Raw genomic sequence first — 19,855 nt, 5'->3', positions numbered from 1 at the left:
TCCATGAAAATCGTCGAAGTCCACCACCCGCTGGTCCAGCACAAGCTCGGCCTGATGCGCCGTGCCGACAACAGCACCAAGACCTTCCGCGAGCTCACCGGCGAAGTCGCCGCGCTGCTGACCTACGAGGCCACGGCCGACCTTGAATGCGAAGACGCCGAGGTCGAGGGCTGGGCCGGGCCGGTGCGCGTGCGCCGCATCAAGGGCCGCAAGGTCACCCTGGTGCCGATCCTGCGCGCGGGCCTCGGCATGCTGCACGGCGTGCTGGAGCTGATCCCTGCCGCCAAGGTCGGCGTGGTCGGCATCAAGCGCGACGAAAGCACGCTGCGAGCCGTGCCCTATTACGAGAACCTGGTCGGCGACATGGCCGACCGCACCGCCCTGGTCCTGGACCCGATGCTGGCGACCGGCGGCACCCTGATCGCCACCGTCGACATGCTCAAGGCCGCTGGCTGCACCCGGATCAAGGGCCTGTTCCTGGTGGCCGCGCCCGAAGGCCTGCGCGCACTCGAAGCCCGCCATCCCGACGTCGAGGTCTATACCGCCTCCGTCGACGAACGCCTCAACGATCTCGGCTACATCCTCCCGGGGCTCGGCGACGCCGGCGACAAGATCTTCGGTACCCGCGCCTGATCGCGGCGGCCGGGGCGCGCCTCCGGCCGCCGGTGTCCGCCCCACGTCGTTCCCGGCGTTGCCCTGCGGTGTGGCCACTCCATCGCTGACAACGAACGTCCCGCCGGTTGGCGACGGGCCCGTACGGGGATCCGTGCAGATGGCGGGGACCTGGCTGTTCGGCCGCTACCGGCTGGAGCCGGCGCTCAGGCGCCTGCACGCTGACGGACACGCGCGTGAAATCGACGCCCGTGCGCTGGTGGTACTGGAATGCCTGCTGCGCCACGCCGAGCACGTGGTGCCGCGCGCCACGCTGACCGCAACCGCATGGCCGGACGCCCCATCGGTGCCAGACAGCGCGGTCTCGAAGGTCATGCGCAGGCTGCGGATCGCGCTCGGTGACGGCTCCGGGCACGTGCTGCAGACCATCTACGGCGAGGGCTATCGGCTCGCGCTGCCCGCGGTCCAGCTGGGCCGCGCCCCGGTGGTTACGCCGACGCCCGGACGGCCACCCGCCGCACCGGCCGCGACGGCGGCCGACTCAATGCACGCGCCTGACGAACCGCGATCGGTCGACGCCGCGGCACGCGCCGGCGTTGCCTGGCGTGCCCGCCTTCCCTGGATCATCGCTACAACCGCGACCCTGGTCGCCATCGGCCTGGCCTGGCTGCTGCTGCGCCCGGCGGGCGCAGGCTGAGGCTCATCCGACGGCAGTGCCCAGGCTGCGTGCCTGCAGGCGCGCAACCTCGTGCACGCCGGCAAAGCGCCCGCGCTCGTCGCGCCGGGGCTGGGCCATCGCGCAGGCCGGGTCATGGGTAAAGAACAGGTGCACGTTGCGCGCCAGCTTGTCTTCCAGGAACGCCTGCTTCTCGTCGATCAGCGTCTCGGCGCAGCGGTCGTAGCCCATGGTGATCGGCACGTGCACCCAAGGCATGCCGGGCACCAGGTCGGCGCAGAACACCACGCCGCCGTGGTGGCCGTCGTCGCGCACCTCGGGGCCCAGCACCTCGGCCAGCATCATTCCCGGGGTATGGCCGTGGCTCCAGTGAAAGCGCACCGCGTCGCCCAGCGCCGGCGTGCGCTCGCCGTCGACCAGCTCCACGCGGCCGCTGGCTTCGAGCAGGGGCAGCAGTCCGGGGATGTAGCTTGCGCGGTCGCGCGGATGCGGATCATGTGCGCGCTGCCACTGCTCGCGACCGATCACGAAGGTGGCGTTGGGGAACAGCAGCTCCGGCTCCACGCCCTCCTGCCAGGCCGACAGCAGGCCGCCGGCGTGGTCGAAGTGCAGGTGGCTGAGCACCACCACGTCGATGTCCTCGTGGCTGAAGCCGGCCTCACGCAGGGAGTCCAGCAGCACGTGGCCGTCGCCGCCGATGCCGTAGCGCTCGCGCAGCTTCGGCTCGAAGAAGGCGCCGATGCCGGTCTCGAACAGCACCGTGCGGCCGTTGAGCGGCGTCGCCAGCAGCGCACGCGTGGCCAGCGGGATGCGATTGGCGTCGTCCGGCGTCATCCACTTCGACCACATCGCCCGCGGCGCATTGCCGAACATTGAGCCACCGTCCAGACGCTGGGTGTTGCCTTCGATCGACCAGAGTTTCATGCGGTGTCCTCGTCGAGGAGCTGTGGGAGCGGCCATGGCCGTTCCCACAGGATCAGCGGGGTGATCGCGTTTCCAGGGAGGGGCCGACCTCGGCCTTGCCTACCGGGTTGCGCGGGTCGGTGCCGCCTTCGAGGCGGTTGTTGGCGATGTCCCAGGCCACGGTCTGGAAGTTGCCCCAGACGTCGCTGGAGCGCCGGCCCTCCGACGCGTCGTCCTCCGGGCGCTGGACCACGTGGCCCATCGCACGCAGCGCCTGCGCGGTGGCGACGTCGAAGGTGCCGCCCTCGGCCTGGATCGCGTCGGGCATCCACTGGTGGTGGTAGCGCGGCAGCGCGGCGACGTCGGCCGCGGACAGGCCAGCGTCGTAGCCCAGCACGCCCAGCAGCACCATGGTGATGATGCGGCTTCCGCCGGGCGTCCCGAGCACGGCGACCTTGTCGTCGGAGACCATGAAGGTCGGCGTCATCGAGCTCAGCATGCGCTTGCCCGGCTCCGGCGCGTTGGCGTCGTAGCCCATCACGCCGAAGGCATTCGGCGTGCCGGGCTTGAGCGCGAAGTCGTCCATCTCGTTGTTGAGCAGCACGCCGGTCCCCGGTGCCACCAGTCCCGAGCCGTACAGCAGGTTCACGGTTTGCGTGGCACCGACGCGGTTGCCCTCGGCGTCGATGATCGAGAAGTGCGTGGTTTCGTCATCCTCAAGCGGCGTCGGCTCACCGGAGAGCAGCTCGCTGGGCGTGGCCTTGCCAGGATGGATCGTCGCGCGCAGGCCGGCGGCGTAGTCGGCGCTGGCGAGCAGGCGCTGGGGCACCGCCACGAAGTCCGGGTCGCCGAGGTAGAAGGTGCGGTCGCGGTAGGCGCGGCGCATCGACTCCACCACCAGGTGGGTGCGTTCGGCTTCCGACAGCGCGTCAAGCTCGTAGGGCGCCAGGATCTGCAGCATCTGCGCCAGCGCGATCCCGCCCGACGACGGCGGCGGCGCGGTCACGATCTCCCAGTCGTGGTAGCCGAAGCGGACCGGCTCGCGCTCACGCACGCGGTAGGCGGCCAGTTCATCGGCGGTCCACGCGCCGCCCTCGGCGTTGACGCCCGCCACCAGCTTCGCGCCCACGTCGCCGCGGTAGAAGCCGTCGAAGCCCTTTTCGGCCAGCAACTCCAGCGTCCGCGCCAGGTCGGGCTGGCGGAAGACGTCGCCCTCCTCGATCGGGCGGCCGGCGGCCAGGTAGACCTCGCGCGTGCCGGGATAGCGCTCCATCACCGCGCGGCGCGCCGCGTAACCGCGGGCCATGCGCCCATAGACCGGGAAGCCTTCGCGCGCGATGCGGATCGCCGGCGCCAGGGTGCGCGAGAGCGGCAGCTTGCCGTAGTTCCGCTGCAGGTGGACGAAGGCCGCCGGCAGGCCGGGGATGCCCGCCGACCATGCGCCGTTGGTGGCGCGGTCGCGGTCGAAGCCGCCGTCGGCGTCGAGGTAGCGCTCGGGCGTTGCCGCCGCGGGCGACGTCTCACGGGCATCGATGAACACATCGCGGCCGGCCGCGGCATCGTGCAGCAGGAAGAAGCCTCCGCCGCCGATGCCGGAGCTGATAGGTTCCACCACCGAAAGCACCGCGGACACCGCGATCGCCGCGTCGAAGGCGTTGCCGCCGTCGGCCAGCACCGCCATCCCGGCGTCGGTGGCCAGCGCGTGGGCGGACGCGATCGCGACGCCCGGCGGATGCGCGACCCGGGTCGTGGATGCGGATGCGGTTGCAGCTGCGGCCGGCGAGTCGCCCGCGGCCAGCGCGACGCCCGGCGCCAGTGCGAACGCAAACAACAGCGCCGCGTGACGCAGCAATGTGACGGTATTCATGCGGCCTGCTCCTTCAGCCGCATCAGTTTCGCAAGCAGCTGGTCGTGGGATTCGGGGATCTCGGGGTCCGGATCGATGCATTCGACCGGGCACACCACCACGCACTGCGCTTCATCGAAATGCCCCACGCACTCGGTACAGCGCGCGGGGTCGATCACGTAGATGGTTTCGCCCTGCGAAATGGCGTCGTTCGGGCAGGCCGGTTCGCAGACGTCGCAGTTGATGCAGAGCTCGTTGATGCGCAGTGCCATCGGGCCATTGTAGACCCTGCAACCGCGGTCCGCCGCCGGGCCCGAAGGGCCGGCGGCGGCGGCGCTTCGACGCTTACTTCGCTTCGACGAACACGAATTCCACGCCCGAGGGCGCCACGGCCGTGGCCACGCGGTCGCGGTCGGCGGCGGCGCCGATGAACACCACGCGCACGCCCTTCATCGTGTCGGGCGCGACGTCCGCGAAGGCCTGCACGACGATGTCGGCCATCTTCGACGAATCCGAGGACGCGTAGGCAAGCATGTTGCCGCGCACGATGCCGCGCGCCACGTCCGAGCTGGCCTTGTCCTGCAGCCGGCCGTAGGCACCCGCGTCGGCGTCCGCGTCGCCGGTGGTCGCCGGCAGGTAGTACACGTAGGGCTGGTTGGCGATGCCCTCCATGTTCCGGGTGACCACGTCGGAGACGTAGTCGCGCCAGGAGCCGTCTTCGGCGGTGGCGGGTGCCGTCAGCGGCGCGGCCACGGTCGCGACCGGAGCCTCTTCCTTCTTGCAGGCGGCAAGCAGCGGCAGGGCAAGGCAGGCGGTCAGCACGAGTCGGGTGATGGTCTTCATTTCTGTGTCCCCAGGTATGCGGTGGTGGTAGTTGTGATCAGTCTAGCTCGCGTCGCCATTCGGCCTGCAGCGCTTCGGCCACCGCCGCCGGCACGAATCCCGAGATGTCGCCGCCAAGGCGGGAAATCTCCCGCACCAGCGAGGAGGAAATGAAGCCGTACTGCTCCGCGGGCGTCAGGAACAGCGTCTCGACCTCGGGAATCAGGTGGCGGTTCATGCTCGCGAGCTGGAATTCGTATTCGAAGTCCGACACCGCGCGCAGCCCGCGCAGCAGCACGCCGCCGCCGACCTCGGCCACGAAATGGGCGAGCAGCGAGTTGAAGCCGATGACCTCGACGTTGTGGTGCGACGCCAGCGCCCCGCGGGCGAGTTCGACGCGCAGGTCAAGCGACAGCGCCGGGCCCTTGGCCGGGCTTTCGGCCACGCCCACGACCAGCCTGTCGAACAGCGGCGCGGCGCGATCGACCAGGTCCACGTGGCCGTTGGTGATCGGATCGAAAGTGCCTGGATAGACGGCGATCCTGTTTCGGGCTGTGCTCATGCCGTGGCTGCGCCGTGGTTGGGATTCTGGGGCCAGCGCGAGTGTATCAGCGACGCGCGCCAGCGGTTCAGGCAGCGGCCCCGCGGCGGTACAGCGCGTGGCGGGCATCGCGCGTGCCCGACTCGCGATGCAGTCGCCAGCCCTTGGCGGCCGCGACCGGCACGCCGGGCGGGGATTCAAGGTACAGCCATGCATCCGCGGCCAGCCAGGGATCCAGCATGGCGATGGCGTCGTCCCACGAGCCGGCGGTGAATGGCGGGTCGATGAACACCAGGTCGAAGCGTCCGTGCAGGGGCGCACGCAGCAGCTCCAGCGCATCGGCGCGCAGCACGCTCGCGGCCTCGCCCGCGCCCAGGCGCGCGCAGGTCTCGCGCAGGGACTCAGCCAGCGCCGGGTCGCGCTCGACCAGCAGCGCTTCACGCGCGCCACGCGACAGGGCCTCCAGGCCCAGCGCACCGCTACCGGCGAACAGGTCCAGCACTCGCGCGCCGGCCAGCATCGGCTGCAGCCAGTTGAACAGGGTCTCCCGGGCGCGGTCGGAAGTCGGGCGGAGCCCCGGCGCGGAAGCCACCGGCAACTTCGATCCACGCCAGCGGCCGCCGATGATGCGCACGCTGCCGGAGGGCGCGGCGCGCCTGGGAGTACGGGAGGCCGGTGATATCATGACCGCGCATTGTCCGCGCTTGCGCGTCGACGCGCACCCTCCCCCTTTTTGCCTGGTCCGATTCGCGATGGTCAGCTTCTTCCGCCGCTGGAAACCCGACGCCGACAAGGCGAAGCAGGGGAAAGACGACGGCGCTGCGTCAAGCGCATCGATCGCCGCTGCAGAGGCCATCGAAGCCGCGCGGGCCATGGGAGCCGCCGCTGCCGACGAGGCTCCGGTTGAGCCGGCTCCGGTGCAGGCCGCCCCGGTGCAGGCCGCTCCGGTGCAGACGGCACCACCTCCCCCAGCTCCGGTCCAGGCGCCGCCGATGTCGCGGCCCCTGCCGCCAACTCCCGTGCCGGAGCCCGCCCCTGTGGGAGCCGCTACAGCGGCAAATGCCCCTTCCGCAGAAGCCGCCCCGGCGGCACTCCCGCCTGCACCCCCGGCGGAACTCGTCACCAGCACGGACACCCCCACAAGCACCAGCGAAAAGCCCGCCGCCGCCCCCGGCAAGCCCGGCTGGCGCGAACGCCTTGCAGGGAGCGGCATCGCCCGTGGTCTCGGCGGCCTGTTCGCGCGCAACCCGCGCCTGGACGACGACCTCCTCGACGAAATCGAAACCGCGCTGATCACCGCCGATGTCGGCGTCGCCGCGACCACCGGCCTGGTTGAATCCCTGCGCAAGCGCATGAAGGCGCGCGAGTTCGCGGACGTCCCTGCGCTGCGCACCGCCCTGCGCGCCGACCTCATCGCACTCCTCGAGCCGGTCGCGCGTCCCCTGGTCATCGACCCCGCCAACAAGCCCTTCGTGATCCTGACCGTCGGCGTCAACGGCGTCGGCAAGACCACCACCATCGGCAAGCTCGCCAAGCGCTTCAAGGACGAGGGCCGCGGCGTGATGCTGGCCGCCGGCGACACCTTCCGCGCCGCCGCCGTGGCCCAGCTCCAGACCTGGGGCGAACGCAACGGCGTGACCGTGATCGCCCAGGGCCAGGACGCCGACGCCGCATCGGTCGCCTTCGACGCCCTGCAGGCCGCGCGCGCGCGCGGCACCGACATCCTGATCGCCGACACCGCCGGCCGCCTGCACACGCAGCAGGGCCTGATGGCCGAACTGTCGAAGATCAAGCGCGTGCTGGGCAAGCTCGACGGCGGCGCCCCGCATGAAGTGCTGATGGTGATCGACGGCACCACCGGCCAGAACGCACTCAGCCAGCTGCGCCACTTCCATGCCGCTGCCGGGGTCACCGGCCTTGTGGTGACCAAGCTCGATGGCACGGCCAAGGGCGGCGTGGTGTTCGCCCTGGCGCGCGAGTTCAACATCCCGATCCGCTTCGCCGGCATCGGCGAGCGCCCCGAAGACCTGCGAGTGTTCGACGCCGAGGCTTTCGTCGACGCCCTGCTGCCGGAGGCGCTGGGGGCGTGAAGCCGCGGCGCGGGCTCGCGCTCGCCGCGGGCATCGCCGGAATCGCGCTGCTGCTGCTCGTGCTGGCGGCGGCGGTCGTGATGCAGCCGCAGCGCCTGGCACGCCTGGTACTGGGTGGCGTGGGCGATGGCCTTGGGCTGGACATCACTTTCGAAGGCGAAGCGCGCTACCGCCTGCGCGGCACGCCGATGCTGGAAGCGCACGCTGTCGCGGTACGCAGGCCCGGTGTGGCCGAACCGCTGCTGCGTGCCTCGCGCGTGCTTGTCGCACTGCCGTGGTCAACCGTGCGCACGCGCGGCGCGCCGCTTGCGCTTGAGCGCATCGAGCTCGACGCCCCGGTCCTCGACCTGCCGCGGCTGCAGGCGTGGCTGGCATCACGTCCGCCAGGCGAAGGCGGCCTGCCGTCGTTGTCCGATGGCGTGACCGTGCGCGACGGCCGCGTGCTCGCTGATGGCTGGGAACTGCAGGGCCTGCAGCTGCGACTGCCCAGCTTCCGCGCCAATGCACCGCTGGCCGCGCACGCCCGCGGCAGCCTGGCCACCGCGTCGCCTGCGCGGGTCCACTTCGACCTGCAGCTGGCCGCAAGCAGGCCCGCGAACGGCGCCGGCATCGGTGTGAAGGGCCGGGTGCGCGTGGAGCACGCGGACTGGACGCTGCCCGCATACGTCACAGCTTCCGGGCCGCTGCGGATCGCAGACGGCCGCGTGCACGTCACGCCGCTGCGCTTCGGCGCCCATGCGGAATTCCGCGGTGCCGGTGAACCGCTTGTCTTCGCCCTTGGCGCGCGCGGCCCTCTGCGCCTGCGCAATGGCACCTGGACACTGACTCCAGTCAGCGTTGCCCTGCGTGGCGACGGCGTCGTGCCAGGTTTCGATGCCCATGGTCGCGCCGCGCTCGGACCGGCACTGCTTGTGGAACTCCAAGGTGCGATGGCCGAATGGCCCGAAGCATGGCCGGCCTTGCCGGCGCCGCTGGGCAGGTCCAGCTCACCACTCGCTTTCTCGCTCGATTACGCCGGCGCGATGGACCTGTCCGATCCAGCCAGGCTGCAACTTTCGCGCGACGAGGCACGCGCCGAAATCGACGCACGCGCGTTCGAAGTCCTCGACTGGATGGATGCCGCGGCTGCCGGATCCCCGCTGCCACCGCTCCGTGCCCGCGCCAGCGCGCCGCTGATCGAGGTCCCCGGCGGCACGCTGCACGGCGTTGAAATCAGCATCGATCCGGGGGATGCGCAATGAACGCGCACGCCCGGGCCGATGCCTGCGACGCCTTCGCCGCACCCCTGCTGGAATGGTTCGATGTCCACGGCCGCCATGACCTGCCCTGGCAGCATCCGCGTACGCCCTACCGCGTCTGGCTCTCGGAAATCATGCTGCAGCAGACCCAGGTGCGCGTGGTGCTGCCGTATTTCGAACGCTTCATCGCTGCACTGCCGACGGTGTCGGCACTCGCCGCTGCGCCGCGCGACGACGTACTCGCCCTCTGGTCGGGCCTCGGTTACTACGCACGCGCCCGCAATCTGCATGACGCCGCATGCATCTGTGCCGAACAGCACGGCGGTGAATTGCCGCGCAGCTTCGACGCACTCGTAGCCCTGCCGGGCATCGGCCGCAGCACCGCGGGTGCGATTCTCGCCCAAGCCTGGGGCGACCGTTTCGCCATCCTCGACGGCAACGTCAAGCGCGTCCTTGCCCGCTACCACGGTGTCGACGGCTGGCCGGGCCAAAGTGCCATTGAAAAGCACCTCTGGCAGCTTGCACACGAGCACCTGCCCGACACCCGCCTGGCCGATTACACCCAGGCCCAGATGGATCTGGGCGCCACCCTCTGCACACGCCACTCCCCGGCCTGCGGTGACTGTCCGCTGCGCCCCGGCTGCATCGCGTTCGCGCAGGGACGCACCGACGAGCTGCCCACGCCAAAACCCGGCAAACCCCTGCCCACCCGCGAGGCCCTGCTCCTGCTCCTGCGCGACGACGAAGGTCGCATCCTGCTCCAGCGTCGCCCGCCGGCGGGCGTCTGGGCACAGCTGTGGTCGCTTCCCGAAGCCACGGACGAAGCCGGCGCACACGACTGGCTGCAGGCGAATTTCAACGGCGACCACGGCCGCGGCGAAACCCTGGCCACGATCGCGCACGCTTTCAGCCACTACCACTTCAACATGCATCCGCGCCGCTGGTCCGCGGTCGCCCCGTCAAGCCGGGTGCGCGACAATGAGGACCTGCGCTGGGTGTCCCGCGACGCACTTGCCGGGCTCGGCATCCCGGCACCGGTCAGGACGCTGATCCAGGCGCAGTTCGCCACCGACCAGGAGAATCAACCGTGAGCCGCACCGTTTACTGCGAATACGAGAAGCGAGAGGTCCCGGGCCTTGCCTTCGTGCCATGGCCGGGCGAACTCGGCAAGCGTGTGTTCGCCGGAATCGGCCAGACCGCCTGGGCGGCCTGGCTTGCGCACCAGACGATGCTGATCAACGAAAACCGCCTGTCGCCGATGGACCCCGAGCACCGCGCGTTCCTCGAGCGCGAGATGGAAAAGTTCCTGTTCGGCGGCGGCGCGGAAAAGCCCGCCGGCTACGTGCCAGAAGGCGCGGCCTGAGCCTCGTCCCGCGCAGCCTTCTCGGCGGCCTTGATGCGCGCCGTATCAAGCGGGCGGATCCGGTCGATCCGGCACGGCAGCTGCATCGATGACGAGTTGTGCACGACCACCTTGTCGAAGCCCGCGTAGACGCGCCCGGTCTGGTTGGTGAGGCTGATCGCCGGCGTGTACTCGATGTCGAGGCAGGGGCCGCTGAAAGTGAGCAGCCAGGCTTCCTTCGGCCGCGTCCACACCGCGATATTGCGTTCGTCCAATGGGGTCCAGCCGCTGATGCGGCCGAGGTAGGTGAAGCTTTTCACCGGCTCACCGGCGGCGGCTTCGTAGCTGGCAAGCTTTTCAGCCTCGCTCATTCCCGAACCGGTGGCGCAGCCACCCAGTACCAGCAGTCCAACCACCGCCACCGCCGCGAAGATCCTGCCTTGCATGGTGTCCTCCTGCCGCGGCGCGGCATGTCATTCCCGCTCCGATCATGAGCCCTGCCGGATGTACCCGCCGCCGGAATCGCCAGCTGCGTTCAGCCCCGATATGGCCTTGCCTCACCTGCGGCCGCTGCCGTATCATTCCGGGCTCGCCAGTGGCCGGGTAGCTCAGTTGGTAGAGCAGGGGATTGAAAATCCCCGTGTCGGGGGTTCGATTCCCTCCCCGGCCACCATTGCGAAACCAAGGGCTTGCAGCAGTGCAGGCCCTTTTGCTTTCCGGGCGGAACCAGGCCGCCGCTACTGCAGCCTGTCGACGATCTCGGTGGCGTGGTTTTCCAGCAGCCCGGCCGATGTCAGCCATGCCGAGGCGTTGAAGGTCTTCACGTCGAAATGCCCCAGCACGCGGCCGTCCGGCGAGACAAGGCGGACCGTACTGGCGACCTTGTCGCGCCCTGCCATGATGCCGGCCCAGAGCCGCGCGCCGTCGGAGCGGAGGCGGAAATGCGTGAGGGTCACCTCGACCTTGACGGCGTCGCCGCCATCGGCGAACAGGCCGCGCTCCCTGAGCTTCTGCCCCAGGTGGCGTTCGAGCGTACCCAGGCCCTCCGCGTCCGCATCGCCGTTGTTCCTGATCTGGAATGAATACTTCTGGTTCGCGGCCGCCGTATAGGGCTGGTGCACGACGCTGGTCGTCGAACAGCCGGCCAGCAGGGCGCCGAGAAGGATCGCGTGGAATGCTTTCATGCATGACTCCGACCTGGTTCACGACCACGATATCCCGCGTCGGATCAGGCCCGCAATGCCGGTCGACCCGGGCATGCGCCGCGCGCGCTAACCTGTGCCGATGCCGCCCCGAGTCCCTGACCCCCGCGAAGCCGCGCTGCGCCGGCGCAAGTCCATCGCACTGGGCTTGCTGGTCTTCGCCGGGCTCGCGCTCGCGGTGGTCTCGGTGCTGGAACGCACGCATCCGCACTGGGCTTTCGGCTTCATGGCCGCGGTATTCGAGGCGGCGCTGGTGGGCGGGCTGGCCGACTGGTTCGCCGTGGTCGCGCTGTTCCGCCATCCGCTGGGCATGGGCTGGATCCCGCACACCGCGATCATTCCCTCGAAGAAGGACGCGCTCGGCGCGAGCCTGGCCGATTTCATCAGCGACAACTTCCTCGGCACCCGCCAGGTGGCCGACAAGCTGCAGACGATGGACATCGCGGGCTCCGTCGCGAGCAAGCTCGCCGACTCCGCGTTCTCGCAGACCATGGGCCGTGCGGTGGCCAACGCCCTGCCCCGCATCCTCGACGCCCTCGACAGCGAAGAACTGCACCGCTTCCTGCACCGCATCGCCGATGCCCGCCTGCGCCAGGTCGACCTGTCGGGCGTGGTCGCCGTGGTGCTGCGCCAACTCACCGACGAAGGGCGCCACCAGGCGCTGGTCGATGCGGGCCTCGCATATGCGGGCGAAGTGCTGGCCGCGCCGGGCACCCACGAGCGCATCTCCGCACTGGCCTCGCGCGAACTGTGGAACGTGCTGCGCTACCTGAAGCTCGAAGGCGTGGTGGCCGACAAGGTCGCCGACAAGCTGGTCGCCGGAATGAGCGGGATGCTCAACGACATGGCCACCGATCGCGACCACGAGATGCGCCAGCGCATCGGCGTCGAATTCGAGCGCCTGATCCTGCGCCTGGAGGACGACCCGGGCCTGCAGGAACGCGTGAACGTGTTCCGCGACCAGCTGATCCAGGACTCCGACCTGTCACGCTACCTGCGAAGCCTCTGGACGGACCTGGGCACCTGGATCCGCGAGGACGTGCAGCGCGAGGACTCGGCCATCGCCGCACGCACCGCCGGCGTTGGCGCGGAGATCGGCGCACGGCTCGCTGCCGACGACGACATGCGGGCGTGGATCAACCGCGGCATCGTGGACCTGATCCTGCCCGAGGTGGAACGCTACCGCGAAGGCATCCGCGGCTTCATCGTCGAGCGCGTGCGGCAATGGAGCGCTGACGAACTGACCCGTGAACTGGAGCTCGCCGTAGGCTCGGACCTGCAGTTCATCCGCTACAACGGCACCGCCGTGGGCGCGCTCATCGGCGGCATCCTGTATGTCCTGGTGCACGGCATCCAGCGGCTGGTCTGACTCGCGCCGCCGAGCCGGCCGTCGGCCGGCGCGCTTACCCGACTAGGAGTCCTTGCGACCCGAGCCGGACTTCTTGCCGCCGCCGTCCTGCTTGTTCACCGTGGCCCAGGCGATGCGCTCGGCGTCTTCCTTCGACCGCCCCTGCTCGCGCTCGCTGTCCTCGATGTGTTCGGCCTGGCGCTTCTGCTTGTCGGTGTAGGACGACTTGTCTCCACGACTCATGTCTGGCCTCCTCGGCTGTCGGACGGGTTCATCCGCGCGGTCCGCCCATCACGGGCAGGATCGCGCCGTTCACGTACGAGGACATCACCGGCGAGGCCAGGAACACATAGGCCGGCGACAGCTCTTCCGGCTGTGCGGGGCGACCCATGTCGCTGTCCTTGCCGAAGTCGGCGACGTCCGGCGCCGCCTTGTCGGCGGGATTGAGCGGCGTCCACACCGGGCCAGGCGCAACGCAGTTCACGCGGATGCCGCGGCCCAGCAGATTGCTGGCAAGCGACTTGGTGAAGGCATGGATCGCGCCCTTGGTCGCCGAGTAGTCGAGCAGCTTCGGATTGCCGAAGATGCCGGTTTCCGAGCCGGTGTTGATGATGCTGGCGCCCTCCTCCATGTGCGGCAGGGCGGCGCGCGCCATGTGGACGTAGCCGGCGATGTTGGTCTGCAGGGTTTCCTGGAGGTGCTCGTCGGTGAGGTCTTCCAGCCGCTCCACGTGCTGCTGGAACGCCGCGTTGTTGACCAGCACGTCCAGCCGTCCGAAGGCCTTGGCGACCTGGTCCACCGCGCGCTTGCAGAACTCCGGATCGCGCACGTCACCGGCGATGACCAGGCAGCGCCCACCTTCAGCCTCGACATGGTTTCGGGTCTCTTCCGCATCGGCGTCTTCGGCCAGGTGCAGCACGGCGACGTCGGCGCCTTCGCGCGCGAACAGCACCGCAACCGCGCGGCCGATGCCGGAGTCGCCGCCGGTGACGATCGCGGCCATGCCTTCAAGCTTTCCGCTGCCCGCGTAGTCGGGCGCCAGGAAGCGCGGCTGAAGGTCCAGCGCGTGCTCGTTGCCGGGCTTGGCCAGGTGCTGCGCGGGCATCGGATTGGTGGGCTGGCGCCGGGCGCCTGCCTGGGCCGGCTTCTTCTTCGCCGGTGCCTTCTTCTTCGCGGCGCTGGCGGCCTGGTCGGCCTCCTGCTGGATATCGCGCTGGCGCTCCACGGTGCGCTTCGTACCCTCGCCCTTCGCGGCCTTCTTACCTACCTTCTTCCCTACCTTCTTCGCTGGCTTCTTCGTTGCCATCGGACACTCCGTCGCGGAACCGTGGCCGCCGAAGCTAGCGCCGCCGGCGTTGCCGCGACGTCATCGCCACGTGCAGGCCACGTCACGCCCGCCACGCCGCGCGCACCGCCACCGACTCATCCGGCCTTGCGCGCCGGCTCCTTCGCCGCCTTGCGAGACGTACCACTCTTCGCGGTCTTTTTCTTCGCGGATTTCTTCGTCGTCTTTTTCGTGGCTTTCGCAGCCGACTTCTTCGCGGTCCCGGAGCCCGCCGCGGCGTCCTCCTTGCCGGATCCCTTCTTCGTCCCCTTCGCGGCCTTCTTGGCCGGCGTCCGCCGCTTGCTGCCGATGCTCTTCTCCAGCAGCGCCATGAAATCGACCACGTTGGTGGTCGCATCCTCCGGGACGTCGCGCTCTTCCTCGTCGGTCTTCGCGACCACGCCCTGCGACTTCATGCGGTCGCGGATCACCTTCTCCAGGCGCTCGCGGAACTCGTCCTTGTAGCCGGAGGGATCCCACTCGCCGCTCATCGACTCGATGAGCTGCTTGGCCATTTCCAGCTCCTTGTCGGTGATCCGGTAGTCGCCGGTATTGCCCTCGGGCAGCCGGTGATCGGCAGGGTCGACGATTTCCTGCGGATAGCGCAGCAGCATCAGGATCAGGGCATCGCCCTGCGGCAGCACCGCGCAGAGGTATTCGCGGGTGCGCACCACCACCCGCGCGATCCCGGCCTTGCCGGTGTCGCGCAGGGTCTCGCGCAGCAGCACGTACCCCTTCTCCGCCTTCTTCGCCGGCACCAGGATGTAGGGCTTCTCGAAGAACTGCGGCGGGATGTCCGAGGCGTCTATGAAGTTCTCGACCTCCACCGTCTCGTGGCTCTCCGACGCCGCGGAGCGGATGTCGTCCTTCTCCAGCACCACGTAGCTGCCCTTGTCGTATTCAAAGGCCTTGACCACGTCCTTCCACGGCACTTCCTCGCCGGTTTCGGCGTTGACCCGCTCGTACCGAACCGGGCGGTTGTCACGCGAATCGAGCATGCGGAAGCTGAGGTCCACGCGCCGCTCGCCGGACATCAGCGACACCGGCACGTTCAACAGGCCGAAGCTCAGGGTGCCGGTCCAGATCGGTCGCGCCATGGTGGCCTCGCAGCGGTGGGGGCGGACCGCCGACGTTAGGCGCGATGCAGTGAGTCAGCGGTGAAGCCCGACACCCCGTGCGCCGAGCATCCGCAAGGGCCGCGGTCTTCACGCCTGCCCGACCCGCGGATTGCTGTGCTGCACCAGGTCCACCCCCACACGTAGGAGCTCCCCATGATCTTCAAAGCCATCCGACTCGCCATGCTTGCCGGTGCGGGCGTCGCGGCCTGGAAAGCGTTCAAGAATCGCCAGGGCAGCACGCAGGCATCCGGCTCGTTCTTCGAACGGGCGCTGCAGGGCGGCGTCGCCGACATCGAAGCCGCCCGTTCCGCGCAGCTGCGCGGCGCATCCGCCGAGCTCAGGCGCTTTGCACAGCAGCTCGAGCACGACCATGGCCAGCTCAACCAGCGCCTGGCCGATGCCGGCGGCATCGAACTGCCGGAACCGGACGACCGCCAGCGCAAGGCATTGCACGCGCTGGATGAGCACCAGGGCGCGGCCTACGACCGTGCCTGGCTGCGTCACATGGCACGCGGCCACGCCAGCGCGATCCGCCTGTGCCAACGCAGGGCGGACGCGGGCGGCCCCGGTGCCGGGGTCGCATCCGAAGCGCTGTCCACGCTGCGCGACCATGCCCGTACCCTGGACGAGCTGCGGCGCGCTTCGCCGCGGACCGGCGCAGCGCAGTCGCCCCGGGCGACGGCCTGAACCCGCCCGGCCCTTGCCACATCCCCTGGGCAATACCGTATACTTCGCGCCCTGCTTGGGGCGGTTAGCTCAGCGGTAGAGCATTGCCTTCACACGGCAAGGGTCGCAGGTTCGATCCCTGCACCGCCCACCAGTTGCAACACAATGGCCACCCTCGCGGGTGGCCATTCTGTTTCAAGCCTAGGCAGCCAACAGGCCGTCACGCCGGGCGGGCCAGGCCCTGATCCACGCGGCCACGTCGGACGCGGGCATCGGCTCGCCAAACAGCGCGCCCTGACCCAGCGGACAGCCGAGCGTGCGCAGGCAGTCCAGGTCGTCCCGATTATCCAGGCCCTCGGCCACAGCCTGCACTTCGAGCTCGCGCGCCAGTGCCAGCGCGGCCTGCACGATGGCCCGGCGCGACGCGTCGCCGGCGGCGCCGCGCACGAAGCCGCGGTCGATCTTGAGCTCCGAGAACGGGATCCCGCCCAGCTGCGCGAGGTTGGAGAATCCGGTGCCGAACTCGTCGATCGCCAGGCGCACGCCCTTCAGCCGCAGGCGGGTCATGATGTCCAGCTGCGCCCGTGGATCCACCGGCAGGCGACCCTCGGAGAACTCCAGCACCAGACGCTCCAGCGGGAAGCCTGCGGCATCAGCCAGCCGCGCCACGCGGTCAGGGAATTCCAGGCTGGCCAGCGCCGCCATCGACACGTTCACCGATACGTCCAGGGCACTGCCGGAATCGCTCCAGCGGCGCGCATCATGCAGGGCGTTCGCCAGCACCACCCGCGTCAGCGGCACCACGAAGCCGCCGTCCTCGGCCAGCGGCACCAGCTCCGACGGCATCAGGATGCCGCGCGTGCGGTGCTGCCAGCGCGCCAGCGCCTCCACGCCGGTGATCTCGCCGGTGAGCAGGTCCAGCTTGGGCTGATAGAGGTTGAACAGTTCGCCGGCGGTGATCGCCGCCTCCAGCGCGGCGGCGTCGGCGGCGGTCACCGGGGCCACCGCCGGCGATGGCGCATCGGACACCGGGCCTGCCACGGCTTCGCCGGCCTTCAGCAGCCTGCGCAGCTCGACCGGCGCCACCGGCTTGACCAGGTGCCCCAGCACGTCAAGTCCCTGGTCGCGCGCAAGCTGCCCGACCGCCTGCAGCACGCGCGCGTCGGCGCCGCTGATCAACACCAGCGCCCCCCTGTAGTCCATCGCGGCCAGGTGGCGGACGAATTCCACGCCATCCATGCCCGGCATGCGCAGGTCGCAGAACACCAGCCCGAAGCCCGCGGGGTCGGCCGAGAGCAGCGATAGTGCGTCCTCGCCGCGCGAACACAGTTCGATGCCGGAGTAGCCGCTGTCGCGCAGGCCCATCGCCCGCAGCTGTATGTGCAGCAGGCGGGTGGTGAAATCGTCGTCGTCGACTACCAGGATTTTCAAAGCCAGTTCCTCGCGTTCTGCCATTCCGCGGCGGCGGGCCCCGCGCCGCGCCACCCGCGCATCGCGTGCAGCGCCGCGTCCAATGCGTCCACCACGTCCGCCACCATCGATACCAGGGATCCGGTGCTGCCGGTCGCGGTCGCGCCCTCGTCCTCGAGCACCGCGCACAGCCTGCCCAGCGGCAGCGCACCGACCGACCGCGAAGAGGATTTGAGGCGATGGGCGAGCATGACCGCCTCCGCGGCGTCGCCGCTGGCGGCCGCGCGCAGCAGTTCGGCGCGGATGCCGGTGGCAACCGTGTCGAAGTAGGCGACGATCTCCACCATCACCGAAGGCTCGTCGCCGACGATCTCGCGCAGTGCATGCACGTCGAAGACCGCCTCCGCGCGCGGCATCGCCGCGGCCGCCGGCACCCGGCGCGTTCCCGGGGGTGGCGCCTGCGCCATCCAGCGCCCCAGCACCGCACGCAGCCCTTCCAGCTGCAGGGGCTTGGTCAGGAATGCGTCGAATCCGGCCTCGCGCGCGCGCTCGGCCTGCCCCACGCGCGCATCGGCGCTGAAGGCGAGCACCGGCGTGCGCGGCCCTGCCCCTTCCTCCGCGCGGATCGCGCGCACCAGGGCGAAGCCATCCTTGACCGGCATGTGCAGGTCGCTGAGCACCAGCGCGAAATCCCCTTCGCGCCAGCGCAGCAGGCCGTCATCGCCATCGACCGCCATCTCGGCGGCCACGCCGACCATGGCCAGCTGCCGCGCCAGCACGCTGCGATTGATGGCCTCGTCTTCGACCACCAGAATGTGCCGGTCGGCGCCCGGATCTTTCCTCATGCCTCCCTCCCTGGAAGCAGCGAAACCCAGTATTGCTGCTTTGCAGCATGCTACCGGCCCGGCGCGATGGGCCCCGTGCCCTGCGTCACAGACCGGACAGCGGCTCCGGCGTGGAAGTGCCGGACGCCCGCCGGATCAGGGGCAGGCGCCGATGCGCTCGAAGGCGAGGTCCTCGTAGTCGTAGCTGAAGTCGGCCTCCGGATCGACCTTGGCCATGGCCAGGCGCGGCGGTCCACCTTCCTCGCCAGTCCGGAAGTCCACCCGGGCGTCGGCATCGGGGCCCAGGGTGTCGAAGTCGACCAGCAGGCGCTCCCCCGCCCGCAACACCGGGCCGCCCAGCCGCGGCGACTTCAGCGACTGGAAGCGCACGCCGTCGCCGGCCGGGCAGACCGATGCCTCGCCGAACCAGGGATCGCGGTAACGGCCGAGCCAGTGCGCCAGTTCACCCGTGGACACAGACTGGCGCACGGCAGGTTGCGGCGGCGCCTCATCGGCGCGGCCCGTGGTCGCCGCGGACCGCTCAGCGACCAGCAGTCCCGCGTAATGATCCACCAGGCCCGCACCAGAGACGCCGGAGAGCGCCGGCCCGCAGGAGGCCGCCGCGCAGGTGAAATGCTTCGACAGCGCCTGTTCCAACACCGTCCGCGCCTCGCCCGCGTCGCTGTTGATCAGGATCACGAAGCCGACGCCAAGCTCGGGCAGCAGCGTGACGGCGGAATACATGCCCGACAGCGTGCCGGTGTGCGCCACCTTCTGGGTGCCGTCCACATCACTCAACCGCCAGCCGTGGCCGTAGGCGGAATAGTGGCTGCGGTTCCAGTCGCGCATGCGCTGCGTCAGCGGCATGGACATGTGCGCGGTCCAAGCGGCCTTGCGCTGCTCGCGTGACAGCCACGGGCTGGCCTCGCGCCCGGAGCCGACGCTGCCACCCGCGGTGCCGCCCGCCCGGTCCGGCGTGTCCGGATCCAGCCAGGCACGCGTCCAGCGCAGCATGTCGTCCAGCCCGCAGCGCACGCCGCCGGCCGCCGCCATCGGCATGTCCGCAACCAGTTCGCCATCCGGTCGCGCCACCCACGCGCCATCGCGCCACGCGTGCGGCGCGGCAATGCTGCCCGCCTCGTCCACGCGCCATTCGCCGACTCTGCAGCCGTCCATGCCGAGCGGCCCGAATACTTCGCGCCGCATCAGCACCTCGTAGGGCGCGCCGCCGGCCGCCGCGGCCACTTCCCCGGCCACGATGTACAACGTGTTGTCGTAGGCGTAGCGGGAGCGGAAGCTCCAGCGCGGCTTGAGGTGCGCCAGCCCGGCGATGACCTCGTCGCGGGTGAAGGAGTTGGGTTCCGGCCACAGCATCAGGTCGCCCGCGCCCGGGCCCAGACCGCTGTTGTGGACCAGCAGGTCACGCACCTGGATCTCGCGCGTGACCCAGTCTTCGTGCATGCGGAAGGCCGGAAGGTGCTTCACCACCGGATCGTCCCAGGCCAGCTTGCCGGCATCGACCAGGCGCGCGAGCAGGGCCGCGGTCATGGCCTTGGAGTTGGAGGCGACTTTGAACAGGGTATCGCCGGCAATGGCCTCGCCACCGCCTGCCACGGCATTGCCACGGAGCTCGAGCTGCGGCTCCGCGCCGTCCACGACCACGCCCACCGCGATCCCCGGCAGGTCATAGCGCGCCACGACATCGTCAACCGCTGCCGTGATCGCGTCAGGTCGCACCTCGGCAGCGGGCAACGCGCCCGGCGCAAGAAAAAAAGCGGCTGTGAGTACGTCCGCGACAGGGACTGACATTCGATTGCACACCATCACCCGCTCCTGCTGGAACCGCCGCCGGCGCGTGCCGGCGGCGGTCCATCACCCATGGCTGGATCGCGC

Annotated in this window: 21 protein-coding genes, 2 tRNA genes and 1 pseudogene; 10 read left to right on the top strand and 14 right to left on the bottom strand. The window is 70.0% G+C overall.

What is annotated here, in order from left to right; translation table 11 throughout:
• The first annotated feature begins 3 nt into the window (after positions 1-3).
• Both upp and WCE39_RS04015 read left to right on the top strand, forming a co-directional pair.
• Positions 4-633 (top strand): uracil phosphoribosyltransferase, encoded by a 630-nt coding sequence (gene upp / locus WCE39_RS04020; protein WP_343275416.1) that lies wholly within the window; start codon positions 4-6, stop codon positions 631-633.
• 139 nt (positions 634-772) lie between these two features.
• Entirely contained in the window at positions 773-1,309 is a 537-nt protein-coding gene (locus WCE39_RS04015; protein WP_343275415.1) for a winged helix-turn-helix domain-containing protein, read from the top strand.
• Positions 1,310-1,312: 3 nt separating this feature from the next.
• On the opposite strand, the gene WCE39_RS04010 is transcribed toward WCE39_RS04015, so the two are convergent.
• From WCE39_RS04010 to rsmD, 6 genes are all read right to left on the bottom strand, one after another.
• The gene (locus tag WCE39_RS04010; RefSeq protein ID WP_343275414.1) at positions 1,313-2,212 is read right to left on the bottom strand and encodes an MBL fold metallo-hydrolase; all 900 of its coding nucleotides are present in this window, start codon (positions 2,210-2,212) and stop codon (positions 1,313-1,315) included.
• Positions 2,213-2,264: 52 nt separating this feature from the next.
• Complete coding sequence (gene ggt / locus WCE39_RS04005) at positions 2,265-4,058, bottom strand: gamma-glutamyltransferase (RefSeq protein ID WP_343275413.1); 1,794 nt, start codon at positions 4,056-4,058, stop codon at positions 2,265-2,267.
• Positions 4,055-4,309: a YfhL family 4Fe-4S dicluster ferredoxin gene (locus WCE39_RS04000; RefSeq protein ID WP_343275412.1), complete on the bottom strand. Its 255-nt coding sequence runs from the start codon at positions 4,307-4,309 to the stop codon at positions 4,055-4,057. Before WCE39_RS04000 ends, ggt begins: the two co-directional genes overlap by 4 nt.
• Before the next feature lie 73 nt (positions 4,310-4,382).
• Complete coding sequence (locus tag WCE39_RS03995; protein WP_343275411.1) at positions 4,383-4,880, bottom strand: hypothetical protein; 498 nt, start codon at positions 4,878-4,880, stop codon at positions 4,383-4,385.
• 37 nt (positions 4,881-4,917) lie between these two features.
• Positions 4,918-5,421, bottom strand: coding sequence for a pantetheine-phosphate adenylyltransferase (coaD, locus tag WCE39_RS03990; RefSeq protein ID WP_343275410.1), 504 nt, complete (start codon positions 5,419-5,421; stop codon positions 4,918-4,920).
• A gap of 67 nt (positions 5,422-5,488) precedes the next feature.
• Positions 5,489-6,085, bottom strand: a complete 597-nt coding sequence (gene rsmD / locus WCE39_RS03985) for a 16S rRNA (guanine(966)-N(2))-methyltransferase RsmD (RefSeq protein WP_343275409.1) — start codon at positions 6,083-6,085, stop codon at positions 5,489-5,491.
• A gap of 67 nt (positions 6,086-6,152) precedes the next feature.
• On the opposite strand from rsmD, the gene ftsY reads away from it, so the two are divergent.
• Genes ftsY through WCE39_RS03965 form a run of 4 tightly spaced genes read left to right on the top strand, consistent with a single transcriptional unit; the run spans position 6,153 to position 10,091 of the window.
• Positions 6,153-7,490 (top strand): signal recognition particle-docking protein FtsY, encoded by a 1,338-nt coding sequence (ftsY, locus tag WCE39_RS03980; RefSeq protein ID WP_343275408.1) that lies wholly within the window; start codon positions 6,153-6,155, stop codon positions 7,488-7,490.
• Complete coding sequence (locus WCE39_RS03975; protein WP_343275407.1) at positions 7,487-8,731, top strand: AsmA family protein; 1,245 nt, start codon at positions 7,487-7,489, stop codon at positions 8,729-8,731. The genes ftsY and WCE39_RS03975 overlap by 4 nt, the downstream gene beginning before the upstream one ends.
• On the top strand, positions 8,728-9,819 hold the full coding sequence (gene mutY / locus WCE39_RS03970; RefSeq protein WP_343275406.1) for an A/G-specific adenine glycosylase: 1,092 nt from the start codon (positions 8,728-8,730) through the stop codon (positions 9,817-9,819). Before WCE39_RS03975 ends, mutY begins: the two co-directional genes overlap by 4 nt.
• On the top strand, positions 9,816-10,091 hold the full coding sequence (locus WCE39_RS03965) for an oxidative damage protection protein (RefSeq protein ID WP_343275405.1): 276 nt from the start codon (positions 9,816-9,818) through the stop codon (positions 10,089-10,091). The genes mutY and WCE39_RS03965 overlap by 4 nt, the downstream gene beginning before the upstream one ends.
• On the opposite strand, the gene WCE39_RS03960 is transcribed toward WCE39_RS03965, so the two are convergent.
• Complete coding sequence (locus WCE39_RS03960; protein WP_343275404.1) at positions 10,067-10,516, bottom strand: DUF6491 family protein; 450 nt, start codon at positions 10,514-10,516, stop codon at positions 10,067-10,069. The two genes, WCE39_RS03965 and WCE39_RS03960, sit on opposite strands and share 25 nt — an antisense overlap.
• Before the next feature lie 151 nt (positions 10,517-10,667).
• On the opposite strand from WCE39_RS03960, the gene WCE39_RS03955 reads away from it, so the two are divergent.
• Positions 10,668-10,743 (top strand) — tRNA-Phe (locus WCE39_RS03955).
• Positions 10,744-10,807: 64 nt separating this feature from the next.
• Here the strand turns inward: WCE39_RS03955 and WCE39_RS03950 are convergent.
• The gene (locus tag WCE39_RS03950) at positions 10,808-11,254 is read right to left on the bottom strand and encodes a DUF4410 domain-containing protein (protein WP_343275403.1); all 447 of its coding nucleotides are present in this window, start codon (positions 11,252-11,254) and stop codon (positions 10,808-10,810) included.
• A 100-nt stretch (positions 11,255-11,354) separates the two neighbouring features.
• Between WCE39_RS03950 and WCE39_RS03945 the strand changes: the two genes are divergently transcribed.
• Positions 11,355-12,641 (top strand): DUF445 domain-containing protein, encoded by a 1,287-nt coding sequence (locus tag WCE39_RS03945; RefSeq protein WP_343275402.1) that lies wholly within the window; start codon positions 11,355-11,357, stop codon positions 12,639-12,641.
• 51 nt (positions 12,642-12,692) lie between these two features.
• Here the strand turns inward: WCE39_RS03945 and WCE39_RS03940 are convergent.
• The 3 genes and pseudogenes from WCE39_RS03940 to ku all read right to left on the bottom strand — a co-directional run.
• Positions 12,693-12,863: pseudogene (locus WCE39_RS03940) on the bottom strand (HupB); the annotation flags it as partial.
• Positions 12,864-12,891: 28 nt separating this feature from the next.
• Positions 12,892-13,926: an SDR family oxidoreductase gene (locus WCE39_RS03935; protein ID WP_343275401.1), complete on the bottom strand. Its 1,035-nt coding sequence runs from the start codon at positions 13,924-13,926 to the stop codon at positions 12,892-12,894.
• Positions 13,927-14,042: 116 nt separating this feature from the next.
• Positions 14,043-15,041, bottom strand: coding sequence for a non-homologous end joining protein Ku (gene ku / locus WCE39_RS03930; RefSeq protein WP_343275400.1), 999 nt, complete (start codon positions 15,039-15,041; stop codon positions 14,043-14,045).
• A 174-nt stretch (positions 15,042-15,215) separates the two neighbouring features.
• On the opposite strand from ku, the gene WCE39_RS03925 reads away from it, so the two are divergent.
• Together WCE39_RS03925 and WCE39_RS03920 are read left to right on the top strand one after the other, a co-directional pair.
• The gene (locus WCE39_RS03925) at positions 15,216-15,749 is read left to right on the top strand and encodes a DUF4142 domain-containing protein (RefSeq protein ID WP_343275399.1); all 534 of its coding nucleotides are present in this window, start codon (positions 15,216-15,218) and stop codon (positions 15,747-15,749) included.
• 58 nt (positions 15,750-15,807) lie between these two features.
• Positions 15,808-15,882, top strand: a tRNA-Val gene (locus WCE39_RS03920).
• 47 nt (positions 15,883-15,929) lie between these two features.
• On the opposite strand, the gene WCE39_RS03915 is transcribed toward WCE39_RS03920, so the two are convergent.
• The 3 genes from WCE39_RS03915 to WCE39_RS03905 all read right to left on the bottom strand — a co-directional run bounded on the left by WCE39_RS03915 (position 15,930) and on the right by WCE39_RS03905 (position 19,699).
• On the bottom strand, positions 15,930-17,159 hold the full coding sequence (locus tag WCE39_RS03915; RefSeq protein ID WP_343275398.1) for an EAL domain-containing response regulator: 1,230 nt from the start codon (positions 17,157-17,159) through the stop codon (positions 15,930-15,932).
• Positions 17,156-17,983 (bottom strand): response regulator, encoded by an 828-nt coding sequence (locus WCE39_RS03910; protein WP_343275397.1) that lies wholly within the window; start codon positions 17,981-17,983, stop codon positions 17,156-17,158. The genes WCE39_RS03915 and WCE39_RS03910 overlap by 4 nt, the downstream gene beginning before the upstream one ends.
• 135 nt (positions 17,984-18,118) lie before the next feature.
• Entirely contained in the window at positions 18,119-19,699 is a 1,581-nt protein-coding gene (locus WCE39_RS03905) for a serine hydrolase (protein WP_343275396.1), read from the bottom strand.
• Between the last annotated feature and the right edge of the window lie 156 nt (positions 19,700-19,855).

The organism is Luteimonas yanweni (assembly GCF_039548475.1).
GTDB lineage: Bacteria > Pseudomonadota > Gammaproteobacteria > Xanthomonadales > Xanthomonadaceae > Luteimonas.
Note: the sequence above shows the minus strand (reverse complement) of the source record. Positions and strands in the feature narration are given on the sequence as shown.